The sequence below is a fragment of the Gordonia otitidis genome (assembly GCF_020735545.1).
Classification (GTDB): Bacteria; Actinomycetota; Actinomycetes; order Mycobacteriales; family Mycobacteriaceae; genus Gordonia; species Gordonia otitidis.
This window is the reverse complement of the sequence record NZ_CP085974.1, coordinates 1,362,504-1,386,677: the sequence shown is the minus strand read 5'-3', so window position 1 is coordinate 1,386,677 and position 24,174 is coordinate 1,362,504. Positions and strand designations below refer to the sequence as shown.

At 66.7% G+C, this 24,174-nt stretch carries 22 protein-coding genes; 7 read left to right on the top strand and 15 right to left on the bottom strand.

Features of this window, described 5'->3' with window-relative positions; genetic code table 11:
* Nucleotides 1-19: 19 nt before the first annotated feature.
* The 4 genes from LK459_RS06285 (at nucleotide 20) to LK459_RS06270 (ending at nucleotide 3,334) form a co-directional block, all read left to right on the top strand.
* Nucleotides 20-499, top strand: coding sequence for a LytR C-terminal domain-containing protein (locus LK459_RS06285; protein WP_227922308.1), 480 nt, complete (start codon nucleotides 20-22; stop codon nucleotides 497-499).
* 57 nt (nucleotides 500-556) lie between these two features.
* On the top strand, nucleotides 557-1,228 hold the full coding sequence (gene sodC, locus LK459_RS06280; RefSeq protein WP_007240190.1) for a superoxide dismutase[Cu-Zn]: 672 nt from the start codon (nucleotides 557-559) through the stop codon (nucleotides 1,226-1,228).
* Between the two features lie 80 nt (nucleotides 1,229-1,308).
* Nucleotides 1,309-2,430: a glutamate--cysteine ligase gene (locus tag LK459_RS06275; protein ID WP_039994347.1), complete on the top strand. Its 1,122-nt coding sequence runs from the start codon at nucleotides 1,309-1,311 to the stop codon at nucleotides 2,428-2,430.
* A gap of 166 nt (nucleotides 2,431-2,596) precedes the next feature.
* Entirely contained in the window at nucleotides 2,597-3,334 is a 738-nt protein-coding gene (locus LK459_RS06270) for a hypothetical protein (protein ID WP_007240188.1), read from the top strand.
* Nucleotides 3,335-3,415: 81 nt separating this feature from the next.
* On the opposite strand, the gene LK459_RS06265 is transcribed toward LK459_RS06270, so the two are convergent.
* The 7 genes from LK459_RS06265 to LK459_RS06235 all read right to left on the bottom strand — a co-directional run bounded on the left by LK459_RS06265 (nucleotide 3,416) and on the right by LK459_RS06235 (nucleotide 12,512).
* Nucleotides 3,416-5,716, bottom strand: coding sequence for a diguanylate cyclase (locus LK459_RS06265; protein WP_007240187.1), 2,301 nt, complete (start codon nucleotides 5,714-5,716; stop codon nucleotides 3,416-3,418).
* A 145-nt stretch (nucleotides 5,717-5,861) separates the two neighbouring features.
* Entirely contained in the window at nucleotides 5,862-6,194 is a 333-nt protein-coding gene (mnhG, locus tag LK459_RS06260) for a monovalent cation/H(+) antiporter subunit G (RefSeq protein WP_007240186.1), read from the bottom strand.
* A gap of 13 nt (nucleotides 6,195-6,207) precedes the next feature.
* Nucleotides 6,208-6,471, bottom strand: coding sequence for a monovalent cation/H+ antiporter complex subunit F (locus LK459_RS06255; protein ID WP_007240185.1), 264 nt, complete (start codon nucleotides 6,469-6,471; stop codon nucleotides 6,208-6,210).
* Nucleotides 6,468-7,256: a Na+/H+ antiporter subunit E gene (locus LK459_RS06250; RefSeq protein WP_039994338.1), complete on the bottom strand. Its 789-nt coding sequence runs from the start codon at nucleotides 7,254-7,256 to the stop codon at nucleotides 6,468-6,470. Before LK459_RS06250 ends, LK459_RS06255 begins: the two co-directional genes overlap by 4 nt.
* Nucleotides 7,256-8,863: a Na+/H+ antiporter subunit D gene (locus LK459_RS06245; RefSeq protein WP_007240183.1), complete on the bottom strand. Its 1,608-nt coding sequence runs from the start codon at nucleotides 8,861-8,863 to the stop codon at nucleotides 7,256-7,258. Before LK459_RS06245 ends, LK459_RS06250 begins: the two co-directional genes overlap by 1 nt.
* A complete protein-coding gene (locus tag LK459_RS06240; protein ID WP_227922305.1) occupies nucleotides 8,860-9,597 on the bottom strand; it encodes a Na(+)/H(+) antiporter subunit C in 738 nt (245 codons plus the stop codon). Before LK459_RS06240 ends, LK459_RS06245 begins: the two co-directional genes overlap by 4 nt.
* A complete protein-coding gene (locus LK459_RS06235) occupies nucleotides 9,594-12,512 on the bottom strand; it encodes a Na+/H+ antiporter subunit A (RefSeq protein ID WP_227922303.1) in 2,919 nt (972 codons plus the stop codon). Before LK459_RS06235 ends, LK459_RS06240 begins: the two co-directional genes overlap by 4 nt.
* 75 nt (nucleotides 12,513-12,587) lie before the next feature.
* Between LK459_RS06235 and LK459_RS06230 the strand changes: the two genes are divergently transcribed.
* Both LK459_RS06230 and LK459_RS06225 read left to right on the top strand, forming a co-directional pair.
* Nucleotides 12,588-13,004 (top strand): hypothetical protein, encoded by a 417-nt coding sequence (locus tag LK459_RS06230; RefSeq protein WP_007240180.1) that lies wholly within the window; start codon nucleotides 12,588-12,590, stop codon nucleotides 13,002-13,004.
* A 142-nt stretch (nucleotides 13,005-13,146) separates the two neighbouring features.
* Nucleotides 13,147-13,737: a hypothetical protein gene (locus LK459_RS06225; RefSeq protein WP_174299158.1), complete on the top strand. Its 591-nt coding sequence runs from the start codon at nucleotides 13,147-13,149 to the stop codon at nucleotides 13,735-13,737.
* A 37-nt stretch (nucleotides 13,738-13,774) separates the two neighbouring features.
* On the opposite strand, the gene LK459_RS06220 is transcribed toward LK459_RS06225, so the two are convergent.
* The 4 genes from LK459_RS06220 to moeA form a co-directional block, all read right to left on the bottom strand.
* The gene (locus LK459_RS06220; protein WP_227922301.1) at nucleotides 13,775-16,108 is read right to left on the bottom strand and encodes an AAA family ATPase; all 2,334 of its coding nucleotides are present in this window, start codon (nucleotides 16,106-16,108) and stop codon (nucleotides 13,775-13,777) included.
* Nucleotides 16,105-17,166 (bottom strand): CDP-alcohol phosphatidyltransferase family protein, encoded by a 1,062-nt coding sequence (locus LK459_RS06215; RefSeq protein WP_007240177.1) that lies wholly within the window; start codon nucleotides 17,164-17,166, stop codon nucleotides 16,105-16,107. Before LK459_RS06215 ends, LK459_RS06220 begins: the two co-directional genes overlap by 4 nt.
* Nucleotide 17,167: 1 nt before the next feature.
* Nucleotides 17,168-17,980 carry a phosphatidylserine decarboxylase gene (locus LK459_RS06210; protein ID WP_007240176.1) on the bottom strand — a complete coding sequence of 271 codons (813 nt, stop codon included), beginning with the start codon at nucleotides 17,978-17,980 and terminating at the stop codon, nucleotides 17,168-17,170.
* A gap of 93 nt (nucleotides 17,981-18,073) precedes the next feature.
* A complete protein-coding gene (gene moeA, locus LK459_RS06205; protein WP_227922299.1) occupies nucleotides 18,074-19,318 on the bottom strand; it encodes a molybdopterin molybdotransferase MoeA in 1,245 nt (414 codons plus the stop codon).
* A 100-nt stretch (nucleotides 19,319-19,418) separates the two neighbouring features.
* On the opposite strand from moeA, the gene LK459_RS06200 reads away from it, so the two are divergent.
* Nucleotides 19,419-20,219, top strand: a complete 801-nt coding sequence (locus LK459_RS06200) for an HAD-IIA family hydrolase (RefSeq protein ID WP_007240174.1) — start codon at nucleotides 19,419-19,421, stop codon at nucleotides 20,217-20,219.
* Between the two features lie 143 nt (nucleotides 20,220-20,362).
* Here LK459_RS06200 and LK459_RS06195 read toward each other — a convergent pair whose 3' ends face one another.
* From LK459_RS06195 to LK459_RS06180, 4 genes are all read right to left on the bottom strand, one after another.
* Nucleotides 20,363-20,842, bottom strand: coding sequence for an SRPBCC family protein (locus tag LK459_RS06195; RefSeq protein WP_007240173.1), 480 nt, complete (start codon nucleotides 20,840-20,842; stop codon nucleotides 20,363-20,365).
* Nucleotides 20,843-20,949: 107 nt separating this feature from the next.
* Nucleotides 20,950-21,330 (bottom strand): DUF350 domain-containing protein, encoded by a 381-nt coding sequence (locus LK459_RS06190; RefSeq protein WP_407648784.1) that lies wholly within the window; start codon nucleotides 21,328-21,330, stop codon nucleotides 20,950-20,952.
* 129 nt (nucleotides 21,331-21,459) lie between these two features.
* Nucleotides 21,460-22,803 (bottom strand): NtaA/DmoA family FMN-dependent monooxygenase, encoded by a 1,344-nt coding sequence (locus LK459_RS06185; protein ID WP_227922296.1) that lies wholly within the window; start codon nucleotides 22,801-22,803, stop codon nucleotides 21,460-21,462.
* Nucleotides 22,800-24,005: an LLM class flavin-dependent oxidoreductase gene (locus LK459_RS06180; protein ID WP_227922294.1), complete on the bottom strand. Its 1,206-nt coding sequence runs from the start codon at nucleotides 24,003-24,005 to the stop codon at nucleotides 22,800-22,802. The genes LK459_RS06185 and LK459_RS06180 overlap by 4 nt, the downstream gene beginning before the upstream one ends.
* Nucleotides 24,006-24,174 lie beyond the last annotated feature (169 nt).

The window sequence follows — 24,174 nt, the reverse complement described above, 5'->3', positions numbered from 1 at the left end:
TGCGTTAAGGTCATCGGTGATGAATGCTGATCGCGAGCCCAATCGCCTTCCCCTGCGGGCTGGGGCAATGCTGCTCCTCGCGGTGGCTGTCGTGTTCGTCGGACTCGGTTGGCACTCGGCGGCGACGTCGGGTCAGAGCCCCGACGAGGGGCTCCGCGACGCCGAGGCCAGTGTCGCCACCACGTCGGCTCCTGCGACGTCGTCGGCCACGGCGTCGGCTGGCGATGCCCGACTGTGCGTGATCAACGCCGGCTCCATCTCGGGTCTGGCCTCCGAGGTCACCGACGAGCTGAAGGCGAAGGGGTTCACCACAGCGGACCCCGCCAACTACAACGGCGGCAGTTTCACAGAGAACACCATCCTCTACCGTGATTCGTCGCAGAAGGCGGAGGCACAGAAGGTGGCGACAGCACTCGGCTCAGACGCCAGCGTCGAGCAACGCCCCACGTCGTTCACCAAGTGCCGCGATGGCCTCGCGGTGGTGGTGGTCACCCGGTGAGTTCTCGCTGACAAGATTGTTCACCCCGACGGCCCAACCGATCACTAGGAGCGTTTCATGACCGGCAGTTCGACACTCGGCTCGAAGACCGTGCGCAGCGTGCTCGCGCTGGGTGCTGCGGGCGCCATCGCAGCGGCCCTCGCGGGCTGTACTCCCGACGAGCCACGGTCGGACACCCCTGGAACCACCCCCTCGGTGGTGACCGGTAACCAGGCGCCTCCGGGAAGCGTCGACGACGCCGACAACATCCCGAACTCGACGAAGGAGTCGGCCACCGCCGAACTCAAGGACACCAAGGGGCAGACCGTCGGAACCGCGACCTTCACGCCGAGTGGGTCGTCGCTGCGCGTCGACGTGCGGGTGACCGAGGGGATTCCGGCGGGCTTCCACGGGATGCACATCCACGAGAACGGCGTCTGCCAGGCGAGCGGTTCGACACCGTTCTCCTCGGCAGGCGGTCACCTGCAGGTCGACGGGCACACCGGTCACCCGTCGAGCGGCGACCTCGTCTCCATCAATGTGTTGGCCGACGGCACGGGCGAGACCGTGACCACGACCGACTCGGTGAATCTCAATCAGGTGGCGGGCAAGTCGATCATCATCCACGAGAAGGCCGACAACTTCGCCAACATCCCCACCAGGTATGCGCCGGCACCGGACGCCGAGACGATGAAGACCGGCGACGCGGGTTCGCGCCTGGCGTGCGGTGTCATCTCCGTCAAGGGCTGACGGAGGCAACGATCCCGCCGACAGGGTGTGGCAGCGTTCGGCGACCTGATCGCGTACGGAAGGCGTGAGCTGTGCCGAAGATCATCCCGATCGAATTCGCTGGGTCGCCCACACCGACGCTGGGGGTCGAATGGGAGTTCGCGCTCACCGACAAGGTGACCGGTGACCTGTCGAATTCGGCGGCCGAACTGTTCGGACGGGTCGCCGACCGCGCACCCGACCGTGCGGGCAAGGTTCACAAGGAACTGCTGCGCAACACCGTCGAACTGGTGACCGGTGTGTGCCGCACGACGGGCGAGGCGATCGACGACCTGTCGGCGACGCTCGATGCCGTCCGTGCGATCACCGACGACATCGGCGTCGACCTCTACGGAGCGGGAACGCACCCGTTCGCCGAATGGTCGACCCAACTGTTGACCGAGGGTCATCGGTACGCGGAACTGATCAACCGGACCCAGTGGTGGGGCAGACAGATGCTGATCTGGGGCGTCCACGTGCACGTCGGCATCGACCGGCGTGACAAGGTTCTGCCGATCCTCACCTCGTTGCTCAACTACTACCCGCACCTGCTGGCCCTCTCGTCGTCGTCGCCGATGTGGTCGGGTCAGGACACCGGTTATGCGAGTAATCGCGCCATGATGTTCCAACAGTTGCCGACGGCGGGGCTGCCGTTCCAGTTCCAGACGTGGCACGAATTCGAGGCGTTCGTCGCCGATCAGAAGACGACCGGGATCATCGACCACATCAACGAGATCCGCTGGGACATCCGGCCCTCGCCGCATCTGGGCACCATCGAGGTGCGGGTGTGCGACGGCATGACCAATCTCGTCGAACTCTCCGGTGTCGTCGCACTCATCCACTGTCTTGTCGTCGACCTCGACCGCCGACTCTCGGCGGGCGACGAACTTCCGCACATGGCGCCGTGGCTCGTGCAGGAGAACAAGTGGCGTGCTGCGCGTTACGGTCTCGACGCGATCGTCATCCTCGACTCCGACTGTGACGAACGACTTGTCACCGACGATCTCACCGTCCTACTCAAGCGTCTCGAACCCGTCGCCGAAGATCTCGGCTGCCTCGACGACCTCGCGCGCGTCGTCGACATCGTCGATCACGGGGCGAGCTACCAGCGCCAGCGCTCGGTACACGACCGCACCGGGGACATGCGTGCCGTGGTGGCCTCTGTGGTCGCCGAATTGGACTGATTTTTCCCGACGATTTCTGTTGCGGGAGATTCCGCAACGAAGCGGTTTGATCGCGTAATTGTCGTTGGGCTAGCGCTGTGGCGATTGTCTATTCGACAATTCGGGGTAGTTTGCCTGCACAATCAGATGTCCCCTCCATCTTCACTTTCTTGTCGAAGGACCCACTATGAATTCTGTCGTCGCCATGCCCAGCCCTGCACCGATCATCATCGATCACGCCGCACCGATCGTTGTGCCGGACTCGGTGAGTGATCTGACGCTTGTGGTGGCGTCCCCGGAGTTGATCCCCGGTCTGTGGGACGAGTACCTCGACGGTGCGCGGGCCGCGTACAGCGCGCGCGGCGTCGAGGAGGCCCTGCAGTACGAGGACATCCGCGACGGAACGGGCACCCGGGTGTTCTGTGCGGTGATCGACGCGGCCGATCGTGTGGTCGGTGGGTTGCGGGTTCAAGGCCCCTATACCCAGGCACGTGAATCCCACGCGGTCAGCGAGTGGGAAGGCCAGCGCGGCCAAGCAGAATTGATCGCGGCAATCGGTCGCAGAATCCCGAGCGGACTGATCGAAGTGAAATCTGCGTTCATCGACGCCGCGTCACACGATGCCGCGGCGGGCGCAGGCCTTCTCGCCAGGACACCGTTGATCCTCATGGCGGCGACCGGGACCACACACATGCTCGCAACCGCGGCAGACTACGTGCTCGCGCGCTGGGAGTCGGGTGGTGGTCGCGTCGATTCCGCGATCCCGTTCACCCCGTATCCGGACGACAGGTACCGCACGCAGGCGATGTTCTGGGATCAGCAGACTCTTGCCGGTTTCGCCGAACCCGAGGTGTGGGCAGCGATGTGTGCCGAGTTCGCGTCTGCCGGGGGCCTTGTCGAGCGCGAGTCGGCCGACGTTGCGTGAGGCGGGCACCCGGAAACCATCGACGGCCCTGCCCGCCGGTGGCCGGGTGCCAGTCGGTCGCGCTACGGGGTGGACTGTGCGCTACGGGGTGGACTGTTCGGAACCGTCGGCGCCGAACACCGCTGCAAAAACGTCCGGAGCGAGCTCGTTCCACTGGAACTCGCCGTACTCGCTGGGCAGCAGCAGCATGCTCTCGACGTCGATGACGTAACGCCCGGAGGCGACGCGCCCTCGTCCGCAGACGATGTTGCGGGCCGCTGCCGCGGCGAGCCCACCGGATATCGACGCAGTCGACCCCAGCTGCGGCCACGACGCGAGACTGCGACCGACCTGACTGGCCGAGAACGCCATGCGTGAGGTGAGGTTGTCACCGACGATCGACATCGCCATCTCGAGGCGCTGTGCGGGATCGGCGGCGTCGGCGGCAGTGAACTTCTCGCCCCGGCCGTGGAAGATCGGGTAGTCCGGCTCGAGGTCATATCGTTCGACGTCGAGCATGACGTTCTCGCCGATGTCCGTCACACTGACGACGGGAATGCGTGCTGCTCGTGCGCGTCTACGCATGTCGATCTTCATGGCGATGTCGTCGATCTCCTCGATGACCACCGAGACCGGACGACCGGACGAGATCCCGAGGAAGTCGTCGGCGACCTCGGTCGAATAGCCCTGTGGGTACCGTGACACCGACGAATACGGATCGCCCTCGAGGATGCGGCGCTCGGCGAGTTCGATCTTGGTCACCCCGACATCGCACACCGAACCGACCATGCGGTTCAGATTGGTGGGTGACATTCTGTCGGCATCGGCGATGTGGAAGTTGCGCACTCCGGTCACCGCGCAGGCGGTCAGGGCCGACGATCCGACGCTCAAACCGGCCACGGCGACAGTGGCGTCGCGCCACAGATTCTGTTCAGCCGTGGTCAGCAGGAACCTGTTTCGCGCCGTCTTCAACCGGTAGAACAACTCGGCGTCCGGCATACGTGCGACCGTGTTCCGCCATTCGAAGTGGACATACCGGGTGTGGGCGTCGACGACTGCCGGGTCGGAGAGATCGAGCCGAGGCGCGGGCGTGACGCCGGGCTCGACAGGCTCCAGGGCGTCGAGGGTACGCAGTTCCTCGCCCGCGTACGGCCACAGATCGACGAGCTGCATGGTCGGCCCGTCGGTGAGCTGGGCGATCCTCGCGGTGTCGTGGTAGGGGTGAAGGATCTCGACCATCTGCTCGTCTCTCTGGTGTTCGGCCGGTTTCTGTGCGTTACCCGGGGTGCTCAGTGGAAGAACTTCGTCGTGGAGCGCACCTGCATCAGCCGCTCCCGATGCGTCATGTGAGGTTTTACGGCCTGCTCGCCACGTGAAATCGGGCGCCGTGCTCACCACCGCCCGGTTCCTGCCGAGGTGTTTCGCGGCGTAGAGCAGCCGGTCAGCCGGTGCGACGAGGTGGTCGATGCCGTCGCGTGAGGCCAGGTCGTCGCGCTCGTCCGGGTTCTCGTGCGAGAAGGCGACCACACCTCCGATGCTGATGGTCACGCCGGCGCTCGCGTCAACGGTCAGACACAGGCGTGAGGCGATGTCACGGAGTTGTGCCTCGTCGTCGACGACCAGCAGGACGGTGAACTCTTCGCCGCCGGTGCGCGCGACCAGCGAGCCCCGTGGCACGTTGTTCTCCAGCAGCGACGTGACCTCGACGAGCACGGCGTCTCCTGCCGCATGGCCGTTTGCGTCGTTGATGAGCTTGAAGTTGTCGATGTCGATGACCAGCAGCGCCGTCCGTTTACCTGCCCGCTCAGCGTCACGGAACATCAGCGGCGCCCCGTCGAACAGGCCGCGCCGGTTGTAGGCCCCGGTCAGTGGATCTGTGACGATCAGGCGCGCCTGATCTGCCAAGAGCGTCGACAGTGTGCGCCGCAGCATCGTGACCATCACGGTGGGGACAAGGATGGACATCAACACGGCGCCCCCGCCCACCGCGAGAGCCGTGATCGAATGTGCCCTCGGTGCGACGACCGCAATGGCGAACACCGCAGCGGCGACGAGGAAGCTGAAGACGATGCGTTGCGGCGATGCCATCGCGGCGAGGGCCGGAATCGCTGCGAGGAGGACCACGACGGCGATCGCCGACGCGTCGTCGGCGACGACCGCCGCCGACGCCGCAACCCCGAGCATCCCGCCGAAACCGACTAGCGCGAACCAACGGTCGTCGAGCCTGCCGGCGCGTACCGTGACCACGATCGAGAAGAGTGTGTAGACGCCGACGAGCGCGAGGACCCAGTGCATTCCCGGGAAGATGAAGGTGTTCGAGGCCAGACCGAGTGCCAAAAGCGGGACGGCGCCGACCTGGCTGCACAGCATCGCGAGTGAACGTTGGTCAAAACGCTCAAACACAGGCGGGCTCCTGATCGTAGATGTCCCCCGACAATGCTCCAGGTAAATGTAACTGTTCACTGAACTCCGCGCGAGCCGCAAGTTCCGACGTCAATGCAGGCTGAACACGGTGTTTGCCGAAGAACGCCGGCGCATTCCTACCGCATCAGTCGATGTCGCCGCGATCCATTCTTTCCTTGGCGATCAACCCGTCCTGTGCGCGTTGTTCCTGATACACGAGGCGTCCGATCCGGTGTGCAATCACAGGTGCAGTGATGATGGCGAACAATCCGGCGAGAATCAGCATACCGACGTCGACATTCTTGCCGAGTTGGATGATCGCGCCGACGAGGATCTGCAACAACCCGAACGTCTGCGGTTTGGTAGCCGCGTGCATTCGGCTCAGGGTGTCGGGGAAGCGGAACACGCCAAGAGCCGCGGTGAAGGCCATCACCGAACCGACGATGAGGAACACCGAGCTCACGATGTCGACGATCATGATCGCGGCCCCCTCATGTCTGGTCGTCCCGGACACGGAATCGGGCGATCGCGATCGACCCGACGAAACTCAGCAACGAGAGCGCGACGATGCCCGGCACCACGGTCGTGTCACGGCTGTAGGCCGCCCAGGCCGCGAGACCGCACATCGCCAGCGCGATGAGCGTGTCGAGTGCAACCAGACGGTCGAGCGTTGTCGGGCCCATCAGCGCACGCGCCGCGGTGAGCACTGCCGCAATGAGCAGCAGCGCGGCGACGATTACCCAGACGACGCTCATCGCTTCTGCTCCGCGGTGATCGCCGCGCGTTCGGCGTTGCGCACGTGGTGGTAGTCGTCGTCGATGCCGTGGTACGGGCTCGGGTGCCATTCGCTGTCACGCTCGAACGCCTTGATGAACATGCGCTCGACGAACGCGACCTGCTTGTGGAAGGCGCGGACCTTCTTGTCGGACCGGACGTCGAAGACGTGCACGTAGATGAGTCGACGACGGTGATCGATCTCGAGCACCATCGTGCCGGGCACGAGATTGAGATAGTCGACGGCGAGCGTCAGGACCATGTCGGACTTGATCGCGACCCTGACGCGGATGACAGCACCGAGTGGCCGATAGCCAGGTCGGATCGCCGCCCAGGCCACCTGCGCGCTCGACACGAAGAAGTCGATGATCAGCCGGACGAGGAGCCAGAGGACCGAGACGGGGTGGATGCGGCCCTCGACGGGCACACGTGGCAGCGGCAGCAGGATCGAGATGGCAAGCGCGAGCACCACACCGCCGATGATGTTGGCCCATGACACCGTTCCCCACAGCAACACCCACACGAACGTCAGCCACGCGACCACCCACAGTCGGACGGCCAGTTCGCGGCCGTCGCCCGCGATACGCCCTGGGATTCGGACGTGTTCACGGATCCATACGAACACGCGGACGACGTTCCAGAAGATGAACAACAACGAGACGCGCCAGGCGTTGACGAGGAAGGATCGGACGGGCCCCTTCCCGGGTGCACGGACCGCACCGGCTCGGGTGTTCTGTGTGGCTGGATCGGGGTTGTCGTCGCTCATCAGTCGTCACTTCCCAGCACGCTCATGATGTAGTTACCGCGGTCGGTGATGTTGTCGGACGCACTGTCGGTGAAGCGCAGGATCGGCCCTGCCCAGAACGTGAGCACCAGGCCGGCGGCAACCATCAGCGCCGTCGGTATCACCATCGAGACCGGCATCCGGCCGACATCCTCGCGGTCGTCGAAGGAGATGTCCGAGCGCTCGTCTATGAGAGCAGACGGCGCGCTGTCGGCGAGTTCGCCCTCGGGTGCGTCGGCGCGGGGCCTCCAGAACGCCTTGGTCCACACACGGGCCATCACGTAGAGCGTCAGGAGACTGGTGATCACCGATCCCGCGACCAGGAGCCACGCGAGCACCGATCCGTCGCGGGTACCCGCTTCGAGCAAACCGACCTTGCCGATGAACCCGGAGAACGGTGGGATGCCACCCAGATTGAGTGCCGGGATCAGGAACAGGCCCGCGAGCAGCGGGCTGGCGATGAGCCCACCGAGGCGTCGCAACGACGCCGAACCCGCTTGTCGCTCGATGAGTCCGACCACGAGGAACAGCGTGGTCTGCACCAGGATGTGGTGCGCGACGTAGTAGATCGCCGCGGACAGACCGAGCTTCGACGACAGCGCGATGCCGAAGATCATGTAGCCGATGTGCGAGACGAGTGTGAACGACAACAGACGCTTGATGTCCGACTGGGCGATCGCACCGAAGATACCGATCAGCATCGTCAGCAACCCTGCGACCATGAGGACCGAATCCATCGAGCCGCCAGGGAAGAGCAGCGTGTGGATGCGCATGATCGCGTACACACCGACCTTGGTGAGCAACCCGGCGAACACTGCGGTGACCGGTGCAGGGGCGGTGGGATAGGAGTCGGGTAGCCACGACGAGAGCGGGAAGACCGCTGCCTTGATCCCGAAGGCGACGAGCAGCACCGCGTAGAGCGCGTTGCGGGTGCCGTCGGCGACGGAGTCGAGCCGCAGGGCCATCTCGGCCAGGTTCAGTGTGCCGGTCGTCGCGTACGCGAATGCGATGCCGGACAGAAAGACCAGCGACGACAGCATCGAGACCATGACGTACGACGCGCCGGCGCGTACCCGCTCGCCGCTCGCGCCCAGTGTCAGCAGCACGAAGCTCGCCGACAGCAGGATCTCGAACGACACGAACAGGTTGAACAGGTCGCCCGCGAGGAACGAGTTGCAGACGCCAGCGCAGAGGATGAGGTAGGTCGGCAGGAAGATCGACACCGGCTGCTGCGACGTTCCGTCGCGGATACCCTGACCGATCGCGTAGCTCACGACGCACAGCAGCACGACCGTCGACACGACGAGCATCAACGCTGCGAGCGGATCGACGACGAGCGTGATCCCGAGCGGACCGTTCGGATACCCCTTCGACCCCCAGCCGCCGATGTGCACTGAGAACGTCCCGTGCTCGTCGGTGAGGTAGAGCATCATGCCCGATGCCACGAGCGCGGTGCCGATCGCCACGAGCGCGACAGCACGCTGGAGGATCGGACTGCGTCCGGCGAGCAGCGAGATCGCGGCACCGAGCAGCGGTACGAGCGTCGGCAGGGTGATGAGTACGGGAATCCATGAGGGTTGGGGAGTCATCGATCATCCCCCTGCCCCGCCGGCGGGCCCGGCTCGTCGCGGCCCGCGTCAGGCGGGGGCTTCCGCGGATCCGCGGTACCGGGGTAGGGCTTGTCGGGGTCCTGGAGGTCGTTGCCGAGCGTCCAGGTCATGTCGACGACCTCGGCGTCGGCCTCGGCGAGTGCTGCGTCGACCTCGTCCTCCTCGCGCGAGACCTCGTCGATGACGTCGTCGTCCTCCGGCATGAGGTCGGTTTCGATCTTGGCCCTGTGCAGCGCGGCGTACTCCTCCGGGGTGAGCGGGTTGCCCTCGTCGTCGAAGAGGTCGCCCAGCGGTGTGTCGGCACCCGTTTCGGGGTTGTCGCTGCGGTCGCGGTCAGGCGCGTCCTTCAGACTGGACTCGAGCACCTTGCGATCCTCGAGATCGTCTTCGACGTCGTCGTCGTCGCGGTTGAGCACGAAGAGCCGGTAGACCATCGCGAGGATGAACGCGCCGACACCCATCGTGATGACGATCGCCGTGAGCACCATCGCCTGCGCCAGCGGATCGGCGTCCTGGGTGCGGTGATCCGACGTCCTGCCCATGATGGGCGGGTTCCCGGGTGGTCCGGCGAGAGTGATGATCAGCAGGTTGATGGCGTTGCCCACCAGCAGCAGACCCAACAGCATGCGGATCAGGCTGCGCTCCATCAGGAGGTAGGAGCCGCAGGCGGCGAGGACCGCCACGATCGCCAGGAGTCCGAGGTTGACGCTCATCGTCGCGCCTCCTCGACGACCGGCAGGGTGGTGCCTGCCGGGATCGTGTTCTCGACGTCGAGTCGTGCGCCGAGACTGCGCAGGATGTCGAGGACGAGCCCGACCACGATCAGGTAGATGCCGAGGTCGAAGAAGAGTGCGGTCACGATCTTGACATCGCCGAGGAGCGGCAGGGTGACCTTGAGGACGGCCGACGACAGCGCCGGGGCGCCGAGCAGCATCGACGTCGCGGCAGTTCCCGCGGAGATGAGCAGTCCCGCGCCCAGGAACTTGCCGGGTTCGACGGGCAGGGCCTCGCCGAGTTCGTAACGTCCGCCGGCCAGGTAACGCAGCACAAGCGCCAAGCCCATGGTGAGACCGCCGGCGAATCCGCCGCCGGGTGCATTGTGGCCTGCGTAGAAGAAGTAGACCGACAGCACGACCATCGTCGGGAAGATCAGACGCGTCGTCGCCTCCAACACCATCGACCGGTTGCGCGGATCGCGGAACTCGCTGCCGCGAAGCCATGTGGTGCGGTCGGGCGGGATCGGATCGTCGTCCTCGTCGCCGTGTCCGTTGGCGAGCAGGCGCGCGGCGTCGGAGACACGGGGGGCCGCGCCGAATCGGCGGTTGCGGAACACCATCGACGCGACGCCCGTCGCAGCGACGATGAGAACACTCACCTCGCCCATCGTGTCCCAGGCGCGGATGTCGACGAGCAGCACGTTGACCGCGTTCGCGCCGTGACCCCACTTGTAGGCGGCCTCGGGGATGTCGATCGACACCGGCTGGGAGTTGCGCGCGGCCGCGGCGAACAGGCCGATCACGACCAGGCTCACGCCGACGGCCGCGCCGATCAGTGCGCGCAATGCCTTGAATCCCGTCGCGTGCCGGGGTTCGGGTTCGGCGGGGAGCTTGCGCAGGACGAGCACGAAGATGACCAGGGTGAGCGTCTCCACCAGGAACTGGGTGAGCGCGAGGTCGGGAGCTCCGTACAGCGCGAACAACACGCCGCAGCCGTAGCCGGTCACGCCGACGATGAGTGTCGCGGCGAGTCGGTTACGCAGGATGACCGCTGCGACAGCGGCGGCGACCATGATGCCGCCGATGACCAGTTCGACTGCGGAGTCGAATCCGCGAACCGAGAGTCGATCGCGGGAACCGAGGAACAACACGGTGATGGGCAGGATGATCGCGGTGCACATGATCACGCCCTGCGTGATCGGCAGCGAGCCTCGCTGGGTGTTTCGGGTCAGCGTCAGCGACAGCGTGTCGGCGGCGCGCAGCGTCGCGTCGTAGATGCGGTCGGCGTTGAGGAGTGGGCGATAGCGGAACAGGAGATCGCGCAGTCGTCTGATGAGCAGGAACAGTGCGGCGCCACCGACGATCACGATGATCGAGAAGACCACCGGCAGACCGAAGCCGTGCCACATGCCGAGGTGTTCGATCTCGTGACCGTACGACGGCAGGCTCTCCGCGTACGGCTCGAAGACCTCGCCTATCAGCGGGCTCAGGAAAGCGGTCACGACGCCGAGTGCGGCGAGGATGGCAGGTGGGGTCTGGAAGGCGACCGACGGTGGATGCATCTGCGCGACGACACGACTCGGGAACTGCCGTACCTTTCGACCGAATGCTCCCCACAGGAAGCGCGTCGTGTACGCCATCGTGATGATCGAGCCTGCCACCAGCACGTAGTCGACGGTCTCGGCCTGCCAGTGTTGCATCGAACCGGTGTCCCAGACCGACGCGAATGCCGTCTCCTTGCCGACGAAACCCATGGTGAACGGCAGACCGGCCATGCTCGCACCCGCGACGGCTGCGATGGCCGCGAGCCAGGGGAGACGATGACCGAGTCTTGCCAGTTTGCGGATGTCGCGTGTGCCGGTCGAGTGGTCGATGACGCCGACGACCATGAACAGCGCAGCCTTGAACATCGCGTGTGCGACGAGCATCGCCAGCGCCGCCATCGCCAGCGCCGCCATCGCCACGTTGGCGTCGCCCATGCCGAACAAGACCGCGAGAAAGCCCAGCTGGGAGACGGTACCGAACGCGAGAATGAGCTTGAGGTCGAGTTCGCGCAGCGAACGCCAGCCACCGAGCACCATGGTGAAACAGCCAAGGCCGATGGTCATGACCTGCCAACTGGTGAGGCCCGAGAAGCCGGGCGCGAGGCGACCGATCAGGTAGATGCCCGCCTTCACCATCGCGGCTGCGTGCAGGTATGCGCTGACGGGTGTGGGCGCCGCCATCGCGCCCGGCAGCCAGAAGTGGAACGGCACGATCGCCGACTTGCTGATGGCGCCGATCAGTACCAGCACGATCGCGACGTCGACGAAGACGCCGCTCGACGGCGGGTGCGCCACGAGGTCGGAGAGCAGATAGGAACCGGTCCGTTCGCCGAGCATGATGATGCCGACGAGCATTGCCAGTCCGCCCGCGGTGGTCACCAGCAGCGCCTGCGTCGCCGACCGCCGCGAGGTGGCGCGGACGTGATAGAAGCCGACGAGCATGAACGACAACACCGTGGTGAGCTCCCAGAAGATGTAGAGCATCAGCATGTTGTCGCTGGCCACGAGCCCGAACATGGCTGCGGCGAACGCGATCATCTCGCCGCCGAAGATGGCGACGCGGGGACGGGCGTCGTCGAAGTAGTTGGCGCAGTAGCACAGCACGAGCGCGCCGACACCGAGGATCAGTACCGACATGATCGCCGTGAGGGTGTCGAACCGCATGACGAAGTCCATGCTCAGCGTCGGTGCCCAGGAGACGGTCTCCACGCGGGGAGCGTGGTGGGCCTGGGGCCAGTTGAGGAGAACCCAGACGAGGGCGCCGAGCGGAGCGAGCGCGAGGACGTAGAACCCCTTGGTGCCGAGCGTACGGACGATGGCAGGTGCGATGAGCGCACACACGGCCAACGCGGCCAACACTGAGATCAAAGGGCACTCCGTCTTTCGTCGATTGGCGGGGTGTCACGGAGCAACTGCCCGCTTGTTTATCTTACCGTTGCAGTCATGTCGCGCTTAGTCAGGTTCACCGTCGTCCTGTTGACGTGTGCGCTTGCCCTGGTCATCGGCGGTTGCTCTGCGGATAAGGACAGCGGTCTCAAAGGAGTGGCACTACCGTCTGACTTTCCGACCGATCAGGTCCCGCTGATCGACGGCACTGTGCTGAGTGCTTCTGGTGCTGCGGGAAAGGGATGGTCTGTGACGGTGCAGGCTCCCGCGAGCGACTCGAACGTCCTGGACTCCGCGGTCAAGAAGCTCACCGATGCCGGGTACACGGAGTCACAGCGGACATCGCAGAACGGGCAATCCGTGGTGGTGTTGACCGCGGACAAGAGTGGCACCACCTACTGGGTCAGCGCGGGTGTGACACCTGCTGCGGCGTCGGGCGGGTCGTCCGTGTTCTACACGATCACGACCAGCTGACCCGCACAGCCGATTCCCAGAGGGCGCGCAGTCGGGCGCAAGGCGTCGTCGGCACCGTGGACGGCACTGTTGATGCGATGTGAGCGCGTGCCGGAGGTCGGTGCTCGCTCACCGCGCACCCGAGATGAGGGAGAACCCCGCGATGTCCGCACCCACCACCCCCGAGAATTCGATCAACCCCGAGAACTCCGGCGGTCCCGCGAATGCTGCCGGCCCCGGATATTTCGAGAACACCGAGCGCGTGGGCGCCCGGGCCGCAACCGCACCCGTTCAGCCGCAGGTCGCAGGTCAGCCGCCGGTACAGGAGGGCGCAGAGCCGGTGACCGCGGGCTCGGCCGCGCGGCAGGTACCGCCGAAGGTCAAGAACGCGATCATCGCCGGCGGCATCGGGCTTGCCGTCGGCTTCGGTCTCCTCGGTTTCGGCGCGGGTTACGTCGTCGGCCACGACAACTCGTCCGGCCAGAGCCAGATGGGTGGCCCCGGCGGCAACGGTGGCGGCATGCCGGGTATGAACGGCGGTGGGATGGGGCAGAACGGCGGTGGGATGGGGCAGAACGGCGGTGGGATGGGGAGCAACGGGCAATCACCGTTCGGACAGCAGGGCCAGGCGCCCAACGGTCAGACGGGTCAGCTTCCCAACGGCCAGGCGCCCACCGGGCAGCTTCCCGGTGGCCAACAGGGTCAGACCAGCCAGCAGGGTCAAACCGGCCAGGCGGGCACACAGACTAGTTGATCGCGGCTGTTCGCCGGGCGGGCCGTGCGGCGACCGATCATTCCTTACGACGGTCGGCGTAGGCGCGTAGGTTCTCGACCTGGGCAGCGTCGAGCGACGGTCTCACGCGTTTCCGCGCGTCGGCGACGTCGTCGGCAGTGACGGTCGCCGCGTCGATGTCCCGGCGCATGGCCGCCAGCGCCGCCTCGCGAAGCAGTGCCGAGCAGTCGGCTGCCGAATAACCCTCGAGGTCGTCGGCCAGCGCGTCGAGGTCGATACCGTCGGCAAGCGGCACCTTGCGGCCCGAGGTCCGCAGGATGTCGGCGCGCGCCTGTGCGTCCGGCGGCGGCACGAACACGAGTCGCTCCAACCGACCCGGGCGCAGGAGTGCCGGGTCGATGAGGTCGGGCCGGTTGGTCGCGCCGAGGACGACGACATCCTGTAGCGGTTCGACGCCGTCGAGTTCGGTCAGCAGCGAGGCCACCACGCGATCGCCGACACCCGAGTCCGTCGACTGGCCGCGGCGCGGTGCGAGGGCGTCGACCTCGTCGAGGAAGATCAACGAGGGTGCCGACTCCCGCGCCGCGGCGAACAGGTCGCGCACTGCCTTCTCCGACGAACCGACCCACTTGTCCATCAGTTCGGCACCCTTGACCATGTGAACCGAGAGCATGCCCGACGCCGCGAGTGCACGGACCACGAAGGTCTTGCCGCACCCGGGTGGCCCGTAGAGGAGTACGCCGCGCGGTGGTTCGACGCCGAGTCGGGTGAAGGTGTCGGGATGCTGGAGCGGCCAGAGCACGGTCTCGGTCAGCGCCTGTTTGGTCTCGGTCATGTCGCCGACGTCGTCGAGCGTGATCGATCCGACGGCCACCTCGGGCGTCCGAAGACGTGAAACCGGACGGATGACGTCGAGTGCGCCGACGAGGTCGGCGTCGGTCAGTGTGGGTGCCGTGTCCGTCGAGCTTGCCCTGGCCGCAGCGCGCAGTGCCGCCTCGCGCGCGAGGGCCGCGAGGTCTCCCGCGACGAAACCCGGCGTCCGAGAAGCGATGTCATCGAGATCGAGCGCGCCGTCCGTGGGTACCCCGGTGAGGATCACGCCGAGTATCCGAGCGCGACGTGCAGCGTCCGGCAGGCCGATGACGAGCTCCCGGTCGCACAGGTCGGGTCCGCGTAGACGTTCGTCGAGGCCCGCAGGTTCGGCACTGGTCACGATCAGGGCGAGGTGGTCGGGCTGCGTACCACCAGCGTCGGCGGTGACCGGCGGCGCGATCGCAGCACGCAACTCGTCGAGGATCAGTGTCGAGACCGGTTCGGGTTCGACGGGCAGCAGCGCGTCGACGTCGGTGATGAGCAGTACGCCCGACCCGGTACGACGAAGGTTTGCGATCGCATCGGTCACCGCTCGCAGGCGCGCCGATGCCTCCAGCGAGCCGACAGTTGGGCCGTCGATGGTGGTCAGTGTTCTTGCGGCACAGACGGATCGGACCAGTGTGGCCTTTCCGGATCCCGCCGGACCCGAGATCAGCACGCCGAGACGTGGTGTGGCGCCGAGAGCACGCAACACCTCGGGCTCGTCGAGCGTGATGTCGAGCCACTCGGTGAGCTTCGCGACCTGCGTGTCGACCCCGACCAGCTCCGAGGCCGGCCGCACGCCGTGCCCCGGTGACGGGATGCCGGGCAGCGTCGTACCCCAGCCCCGCCCTGACCCGCCGACGGCACCGGGTTTCCCGCCGAGGGCACCGGGATTCGCGCTGACGGCACCGGGATTCGCGCTGACGGCACCAGGATTCGCGCCGACGGCACCGGGATCAATGCCGAGGGCATCGTCGGATCCGCCATCCGCCCAGAGCACAGCGGTAGAGGGTTGGACGCTGACGGGCGAGACCGGGGCGGTGGCGGTCACGGTCAGCAGCTCGTTGGTCCACGTGATCCCGACCGACAGCGTCAGCGCGCGCGTCGCGGCGCTCGCGGTGAGTTCAGGGCCGAGGTCGCGCGGCAACAGCGAGACCGCGTCGCCGACCGACAACACCTTTCCGAGCAGCGCGCGTCGCAGCGTCGCCTCGTCGACGCCCCTGCTTGCGACTGCCGAGCCTGTCACGATCACCCGTGACGCGCCGGAGACCGTGACGGCGGAGATGACCACCGACGCGTTCTCTTTGATGCCCGCATTCGAGAACGTGATGTCGTCGAGCAACAACGTGCCGGTGGGCGTTCCCGACGGTGCTGCGGCGACCACGGCCGCGGTCACGCGTGCGCCGGTGATCGACACCGCGTCCCATTCACGTAATCCCAATGCGGTCAACGCCTCGGGATGTGCGCGGACGATGCCCCGACGCGAGTCGGCGGCGGACGTGTTGAGGCGCGCGGTCAACGACAATTGCGCGCTCACCGGCTACCCCCGGTTCCCGAGTCGTCGGTTGCCCCCGCCCCGGCCGCGGGAGGCTCGCCGATCGTCGTCTCCGGGATCGTCCCTGCTCCCGGTTTGTGCAGGCCGAGCCTGGCGGTGGATTTCCGCGGCGGCAGTACACGTCGGGGCTGGCTACGTGCGATCGCCCGACGTTCGGCTCGACGTTCGGCCGGCAGCGCGTCCCAGTGCTCGGGCCTGGCTTGTACCCAACGCCGACTGCGCCACGCGAATGGGATATGTGCGACGTAGGCGGCAACCAACACGATCATCAACACGTACGGGTAGGTCAACAGCAGCGCAGCCCCGATGGCCACGAGGATCAGCAGTCCGGCGAGCATCCGCGGATGCACCGACGATGTCTTGAGCGATGCCGTCGGGATGCGGCTGACCGCCATGAGCGCGACGATGATCAGCCAACACCCCACGATCAGCGGTGACGTCCACCAGCCGTCGCCGAACTGCTGGGCGAGACCGATCGGGAGTAGTGCGACGAGTGCCGCAGCCGGCGCGGGAACTCCGACGAAGAAGTCGCGGGTGTAGCGCGGAGCGTCGGTGTCGTCGAGCAATGTGTTGAACCGAGCGAGGCGCAGCACGATCGCGCAGCAGTAGATGAGCGCGAATCCCCAGCCCAGGTCGTGCCCGCGGAGCAGGTAGAGATAGACGATCAGGGCGGGAACCACGCCGAAGTTGATGGCGTCGGCGAGTGAGTCGATCTCGGCGCCGATCTTGGTGGTCGCCCCCATGAGTCGGGCCACCCGCCCGTCGATTCCGTCGAGCAGGGCCGCCGCGACGACGAGTGCCATGGCGAGGTTGACGTTGTCGTCGATGACAGCACGCACCGCCGTCAGGCCCGCACAGATCGCGAGAATCGTCAGCGCCGACGGCACGAACATGCGGCCGGCGGCCGCTTGGCGTCTCAGGCTTCTCTGCTCGACGTCCGACTCGGCGCGATTCGGTGTGCGACGACGCGTCGATCGGATCGACGGATTGCGGTAGTGCAGCGGCGTGCGGTCGACACCGACTCGATTGGTGTTCGGCATGTCACCCGCCGTCGCCGACAGGTGTCGTCCCCGACCCACCGAGTACCGCGAGCGGGGTCTCGGCGCCGACGGTGCGCTGCCCGATCAACACACGCTGCTGCGTGTTCGGTGGAAGGTAGACGTCCACGCGCGAGCCGAATCTGATGAGCCCGTACGTGTCGCCTATGGCGAGGTGGTCGCCGACCTCGGGCTCGCACACGATGCGACGTGCGAGCAGACCGGCGATCTGCACGACGGCGATGTCGGTGTCGCGCGGGGAGGGGTCGTCGGGCGAGGGTGTGCCGTCGGGTCGCAGCACCATCGTGGTGCGCTCGTTCGCCGAGCTCGCCTCCGGAAGGTCGGCCGAGACGAACGTCCCCGGCGTGTGGGTCACCGACAGCACCGTGCCGCCGATGGGCACGCGCTGCACATGGACGTCGAAGATCGACAGGAAGGTCGACACGCGTGGCCGGGGCTGTAGTCCGAGGCCGGACTCCGGTGGCGGGACGGCCTCGTCGACGAGGCTGACGATTCCGTCGGCCGGGGCCACGACCACGCCCGCCTCGGTCGGCGGTACTCGTGAGGGATGTCGGAAGAATGCGGCGCAGGCACCGGCCGCAGCGGTTGCCGGTACGGCTACCCACCGTCGCCGTCGCCCGGCGAGCGCCACCGCCGACGCAGCCGCCACGAACGGCAAACCCGCGGGATGGATCGGGGGAAGGGTCTCGCGCGCAAGGGCGAGTAGATGCGTCGGGGTCAGGCCGGAGCGCAACGGGCCGTCGGATTCGGTTGCCGGATGTTGCGCTGATGCGTCCGGTCGCGGGCGCCTGGCCACCTGATCATCCTCCCGGGTCGGTCGCGTCGGGCTTGTCCGTCGCGTCCGTTCAGCTTAGCGACGCCCGACCCGGCCGACTCGACGCAGCCACTCTCAGAGAACGACGACGTCGACGACCGAACCGGCAGGCAACGACGTGACCTCGGCAGGGATGTCGATGAGGGCGTTGGCCCCGGCGAGATATCGCAGGTGATGTGAGCCGGGGGGCCCGATCGGCTCGACCACGGGTGGGACGTCGGACGCATCGTGTACGACGACGCCGCGCAGAAACTGTCTCTTGCCCTCCGGCGAGCGGACGTCGGAGCCGAGCCGGGCGGAAAATCCCGGCCGGTGGGCGGGCAAGCCCATCGCCGCGCGCAGCGGAGGCCTGATGAACACCTCGAACGACACCAGCGAACTGACCGGGTTTCCCGGGAGTGTGATGATCGGAACCGGACGCCCGGTCGGGTCACGGTGATGGCCACACCCCTGCGGCATCCCGGGCTGCATCGCGACCTTCACGAACTCGACGCCTCCGTCAGTGCCACGGAGTGCGTCCTTGACCACCTCGTAGGCCCCGGCGCTCACACCGCCGGACGTGATGATCAGGTCGGCGTCTGCCGACGCCTCGTCGAGGCGCTCGAGGAAGTCGGTGACGTTGTCGGCGACGAAGTGCACATGCCGCGCTCGTCCGCCGGCCTCGGTGACCGCCGCGGTCAGCATGGCGCCGTTGGACTCGTAGATCTGCCCGTGCCGCAGGGGTTTTCCCGGTTCGACCAGTTCTGATCCGGTCGAGAGCACTACGACGCGTAACTGGCGTGCCACCTCGACGTCGGCGATGCCGAGTGCCGACAACAAACCGATCTGCGCGGCGCCGAGCACCGTGCCTGCGGGGAGAGCGATCTCACCTCTCGCGATGTCGGAGCCGGCTCGACGGATGTGCTTGCCCGCGTCCACGGCCGAGGTGAACCCGACCGTCGATTCCGCCGCGGCGTCGACGGCGAAGTCGCCGTCGGTGAGCTCGACCTGCACCACGGCGTCAGCGCCGTCGGGCAGCGGTGCGCCGGTCATGATCCGCGCCGCCGTGCCCGGCGCGAGTGTCACCCGCCCGGTACGGCCGGCGGGGATGTCGTCGGCGACGGGCAGCCGGATCGGATCGGTCGGCGTTGCGGTCGCGATGTCGGCCGCGCGCACCGCGTAACCATCCATCGCGGAATTGTCGAAGGCGGGCATCGCGAGGTCGGCAAGGGTGTCGTGGACGGTGGGCATTCCCAGCGCGTCGGGGACTGCGACCCGGACTGCTTCGGGTGGTCCGAACAACTCCCACACGATCGAACGATGGTCGGCGACGGAACGCATCAGCTCAGCATGCCACGCGAATCGGACGCCGATGAAGCAGCTGTGTCGGTGGGGCGTTCCCCGCTCTGCGCTCGCGCTCGACCCGCACTAGATTCGGAGCATGGCGCTGGGTCTGCTGCTCGACATCGACGGGGTGATGGTCACCTCGTGGCATGCGCTGCCCGGCGCCGTCGAAGCGATCGAGGATCTCGCCGAGCGTGGGTATCCGCGAATGTTCTTGACCAACACCACCTCACGATCTCGTTCACAGATCGCCGAGGCGCTCGCCAACACTGGATTCGACGTCGAGCCGCACGAGATCCTGACCGCGGCCAAGCTCACCGCCGAGTTTCTCGCCCGGAACTATCCGGGCAAGCTCACCTGGGTACTCAACGAGGGGCCGATCGCCGAGGACATGACCGGTGTCCCACTGACCGACGACCCGGCAGAGGCCGAGGTCGTCGTACTCGGGGGCGCCGGTCCGGTTTTCACGCACTCCGCTCTGTCGACCGTGCTGGAGAAGATGCTCTCGGGTACGCCGGTGGTGGCGATGCACCGGTCCATGATCTGGTCGACCGAGCGGGGGCTGTCGATCGACACCGGCGTGTACCTCGAGGGTCTGGAGAAAGCGTCGGGCCGCAAGATCCGTGCGATCGGCAAGCCGTCACCGTTGGGATTCCGCGCCGCGGTCGAGTTGATGAATCTCGAACCGACCCAGGTGGTGATGGTCGGTGACGACATGCACAACGACGTCCTCGGAGCCCAGGCGTCTGCGCTGATCGGCGTGCTCGTCCGGACCGGCAAATTCCGTGAGGAGGCCCTGCGGGCGCTGCAGCGCGACGAGTTCGGTCCGGTTCCCGATCACGTGATCGGCTCCGTCGCCGACTTACCGGCCCTCATGGAGAAGCTCGACGGCTCGTGAGGTGCACAGTCGACGCCAGGGGGCGCCCACTCGACGCCAGGGAGTGCACAGTCGACGCCAGGGGGCGCCCACTCGACGAGTGACCCCGCCGACTGTGCGCTTCTGGTCGTCGACTGTGCGCTTCTGGTCGCCGACTGTGCGGGTCAGGCAGCCCGCACGGAGCTCGACTCGGCCGCGCGCTTGATCTTGCCTAGCGTCTCGGCCATTCCGACCTTGAGTTCTTCCTCGAACGAGTCGGCCCCGCCGAACACGGCGTCGACCAGGGTGGACGACACCTTGGTTGTCTTCCCGCCCGCAGCTTCCCGACGCTCGGTCACCGTCACGCCGCCGGCCTTGTTCGGTTCGATGGTGTAGCTCCACACCGTGTGGTTCTCGGCGACGCGGAACCCGATCTCCTGATTCGGTGCGAACCGCACGACCTTCGCCGTCGTCGGCCAGACGAGCGGTCCGCGACGGTTGATGTTGATGGTGCGGGTGCCGAGCTTGACCTGGCCGCCGAGGATGAACATCTTTGCGCACTGCGGGCTCCACTCGCCCATGCGGGCGAGGTCGGAGATCACCGCCCAGACCTGAGCTGGCGTCGCGTCGACGTCGATGGACTCTTCGAGCAGTGCGGCGGTCATGGTTCCCCCGGGTTCTGTGGTGGCGGCAGAGAAGACCGGTCGACGGTGTCGCCGGTCACAGGTCTGCATCACCCTAGAACGCCTATTGTCGGACAGTCAATAAGCGCTCACACGATCAGCACGGTGCTGAACACCGCAGCAACGCCGACGAAGACCGCCGCCGAGATCCAGCCCGCCGGATGTGTGTCGTTCTCGAGGAGGATCGTCCCGAGCTTGCCGGGGGTGAGCCAGTCGATCAGTACGAACGACCACATCATCACCGCGATGGTCAGCACCACGTAGGCGAGCGAGTAGAGGAGTGCCTTCCACAGCACCATGCCTGCGGTGTCGACGACGGACGCGACGAGGACGAACGAGATACCGACGACCATCGACGTCGTGAGGATCATCGCGTTGCGGTTGTTGTCCACCCAGACGAGCTGCCGAAGCCGCCCCGGTGTCACCAGATCGAGGGCGCCGAAACCGACGACCAGCAGGGCAACACCCATGATGCTGAACGACGCGCCCCAGGCCAGATTGTCGCCGAACACTGCGTCCACCTGTGATCTCCCCTCGTCGCCGACGCGTGGTCGGTGAGGTACTCAGAGGTGCACGCGGGCGCGACACCCACGAGAACCCTAACCCGCGACGACGTCGGCGAGTCCGAGGTTGTGCCGCAGTGTCCCGCCGGGGTAGGCGGTCCGGTACACCCCGAGGTCCTGGAGCTCTGGGATCACCTCGTCGACGAAGCGGTCGAGTCCGCCCGGAGTGAGGTGCGGGACCAGGATGAATCCGTCGCTCGCGTCGTGCTGGACGAAGCGGTTGAGCTCGTTCGCGACGGTGCGCGCCGATCCGACGAACGCCTGACGGCCGGTGACCTCGATGATCAGTTCGCGCGTGCTGAGGTTCTTCGACTCCGCGAGGGCTCGCCAGCGAGCTGCGACGTCGCGGGGATCCTCGCGGATGCGCACACTCGCGCGGCCCTTGGCGATGGTGTTCTCCCCGGGCAGGGGGTCGACGGTGGGCAGGGGGCCGTCGGGATCGTGGTTGCTCAGGTCGCGATTCCACAGCTGCTCGAGGAACTTGATCGCGGTCTGCCCGCTCACCTGCGCGAGCCGGATCTGGTGGGCGAGGTGGGCCGCGTCCTCGTCGGTGTCGCCGACGACGAACGTGGCCGCGGGCAGGATCAGCAGATCGTCGGGGCTACGTCCGTACGCCGCGAGACGCCGTTTCACGTCGGTGTAGAACGTGCGGCCCTCGTCGAGTGTGGAGTGCCGCGAGAAGATCGCGTCCGCGCGTGCCGCGGCGAACTCGCGCCCCTCGTCGGAGTCTCCCGCCTGGAAGATGACCGGACGTCCCTGAGGGCTCCGCGGCACAGGGAACGTCCCGCTGACGTCGAACTGCGAGTCGACGCGTGCGAACCGCCCGGCCTGCGGTCGGCGCAGGAACTCACCCGACGAACGGTCGGCGATCACGTCGTCGTTCTCCCACGAACCCCACAGCTCGACGGCGGTCTCGAGGAACTCTCGAGCCCGCACGTAGCGTTGATCAGCCGCGAGGTATCCGCCTCGGCGGAAGTTCTCGCCGGTGAACGCATCCCACGAGGTCACGACGTTCCAGGCTGCTCGACCGTCGGACAGGTGGTCGAGGGTCGCGAATTGTCGTGCCACTTCGACGGGTTCGTTGAACGTCGAGTTGATCGTGCCCGCGAGTCCGAGATGCTCGGTGACCGCCGCGAGCGCCGCGAGGATCGTGAAGGTGTCGGGTCTGCCGACGACGTCGAGGTCGTAGATCTGTCCGTTCTGTTCCCGCAGTCGTAGCCCCTCCGCGAGGAAGAGGAAATCGAACAGCCCGCGTTCTGCTGTCTGCGCGAAGTGGGTGAAAGACGAGAAGTCGATGTGGCTTCCGGCGGCGGGGTCACTCCAGACGGTCGTGTTGTTGACCCCGGGAAAATGTGCTGCCAGGTGAACCTGTTTGGTCATCGGACACCGCCTCCGACGGCTGCGCGTGCATAACGGTTGGCCGGGCGCACGAGTCCCAGCCGGTCTCTGAGGCTTTGTGGGCCTGCAGGATTCGACGCCGCGTCCACGACGAGGCTGCGACGGAGGAGTTCGGGCGCCAGGTCGTCGGCGATGCGAGCCAGATCGTGGGTGATCGCTGCCGGATGCAATCGGATTCCCGACGGTCGGCCCCCCAGCTCGTTGCGCTCCTCGATCAGGTCGGCCAGTCCGGTGGCGGTGCCGACGAATGTCTGCGTTACGTCGTCGAATTCGGCACCGAGCCAGTCGTCGTAACACGCACGACGGTCCGACGCCGCCTGCTGCGTGTCGTCGAGGTACACCACGAGATCGTCGTAGCGGCGCAGACCCTCGCGGTCACTGTCACCGGCTGTCGTGTCGGACGCCGCGCGGTCCTCGGCATTCGGAAAGAACCCGATGTCCGCACTGCCATCGAGGAATTCACGCGACGACCGCTCGCCGGCGGACGCCGTCGCCGCGATGGGAGGTCGGCCCTGCGGTGGCCGCGGTGTGATCGACGGCCCGCGAACAGCGAAGAATTCGCCGTCGAAGTCGATGTGGTGCACCCGATCCCGGTCGATGAAGCGACCGGTCGAGGCGTCGCGGATCTCGGCGTCGTCCTCCCACGAGTCCCACAGCCGACTGAGCACCTCGGCGTAGTCGGCGGCTTCGCGGTGTAGCGCAGACCTGTCCGAAATCGTCTCCGCATCACGCCGTCCGAACAGCCGGACGTTGTCCGGACTGTCGTCGACGGCCAGCAGGACTCCTGCGCGACCGCTGCTGACGTAGTCGAGCGTGGCGATTGCCTTCGACGTGTGGAACGGCTCGCTGTGCGTGACCGTCACGGTGGGCAGGAGACCGATCCGCGTGGTCAGCGGCGCGATGCGCGCCGCGACCAGCACGGTGTCGAGTCTGCCGTTGACGAGGTCCGTCCGCACCGGCCGACCGCTGGTCGACAGCTCGTGGGGAAGCGGAGGCCGTACCCCGAAGCCGTCGTCGAGGGTCACGAAGTCGGCACCGGCGCGTTCGGCGGCGACAATGGCCTCACGCCAGTATCGCGCGGTGAACAGTGCGTCGGGGCGCGCCTCGGGGTCTCGCCATGCGGCCGGATGTCGACCAGCGCCTTGCAGTCCGATGGCCAACGACAGCGACGTTGAATCACTCACGAGGAGTCCTAACGGCTGCGTCGCCGGCACATCTTCCCGACCGGCGGTCAAAAGATCAGCGTGAGTGCAACGGTTCTCCGTACCGACGAACGGGTGCTTACTGGGAGATCGCGGCTCGAAGACCGTTGGGCCGCACCAGACGGGAAGACGACCTGTCGGGGATCAAGCC

What these genes read in the sequence shown, in the direction of transcription:
- LK459_RS06240 (WP_227922305.1), bottom strand. Translation starts at nt 9,597, where the DNA reads ATGAGCGTCAACCTCGGACTCCTGGCGATCGTGGCGGTCCTCGCCGCC.
- sodC (WP_007240190.1), top strand. Translation starts at nt 557, where the DNA reads ATGACCGGCAGTTCGACACTCGGCTCGAAGACCGTGCGCAGCGTGCTC.
- LK459_RS06195 (WP_007240173.1), bottom strand. Translation starts at nt 20,842, where the DNA reads ATGACCGCCGCACTGCTCGAAGAGTCCATCGACGTCGACGCGACGCCA.
- LK459_RS06250 (WP_039994338.1), bottom strand. Translation starts at nt 7,256, where the DNA reads ATGAGCGACGACAACCCCGATCCAGCCACACAGAACACCCGAGCCGGT.
- LK459_RS06255 (WP_007240185.1), bottom strand. Translation starts at nt 6,471, where the DNA reads ATGAGCGTCGTCTGGGTAATCGTCGCCGCGCTGCTGCTCATTGCGGCA.
- LK459_RS06285 (WP_227922308.1), top strand. Translation starts at nt 20, where the DNA reads ATGAATGCTGATCGCGAGCCCAATCGCCTTCCCCTGCGGGCTGGGGCA.
- LK459_RS06245 (WP_007240183.1), bottom strand. Translation starts at nt 8,863, where the DNA reads ATGACTCCCCAACCCTCATGGATTCCCGTACTCATCACCCTGCCGACG.
- LK459_RS06185 (WP_227922296.1), bottom strand. Translation starts at nt 22,803, where the DNA reads ATGACCAAACAGGTTCACCTGGCAGCACATTTTCCCGGGGTCAACAAC.
- LK459_RS06270 (WP_007240188.1), top strand. Translation starts at nt 2,597, where the DNA reads ATGAATTCTGTCGTCGCCATGCCCAGCCCTGCACCGATCATCATCGAT.
- LK459_RS06225 (WP_174299158.1), top strand. Translation starts at nt 13,147, where the DNA reads ATGTCCGCACCCACCACCCCCGAGAATTCGATCAACCCCGAGAACTCC.
- LK459_RS06200 (WP_007240174.1), top strand. Translation starts at nt 19,419, where the DNA reads ATGGCGCTGGGTCTGCTGCTCGACATCGACGGGGTGATGGTCACCTCG.
- LK459_RS06190 (WP_407648784.1), bottom strand. Translation starts at nt 21,330, where the DNA reads ATGGGTGTTGCCCTGCTGGTCGTCGGTTTCGGCGCCCTCGATCTGGTG.
- moeA (WP_227922299.1), bottom strand. Translation starts at nt 19,318, where the DNA reads ATGCGTTCCGTCGCCGACCATCGTTCGATCGTGTGGGAGTTGTTCGGA.
- LK459_RS06215 (WP_007240177.1), bottom strand. Translation starts at nt 17,166, where the DNA reads ATGCCGAACACCAATCGAGTCGGTGTCGACCGCACGCCGCTGCACTAC.
- mnhG (WP_007240186.1), bottom strand. Translation starts at nt 6,194, where the DNA reads ATGATCGTCGACATCGTGAGCTCGGTGTTCCTCATCGTCGGTTCGGTG.
- LK459_RS06230 (WP_007240180.1), top strand. Translation starts at nt 12,588, where the DNA reads ATGTCGCGCTTAGTCAGGTTCACCGTCGTCCTGTTGACGTGTGCGCTT.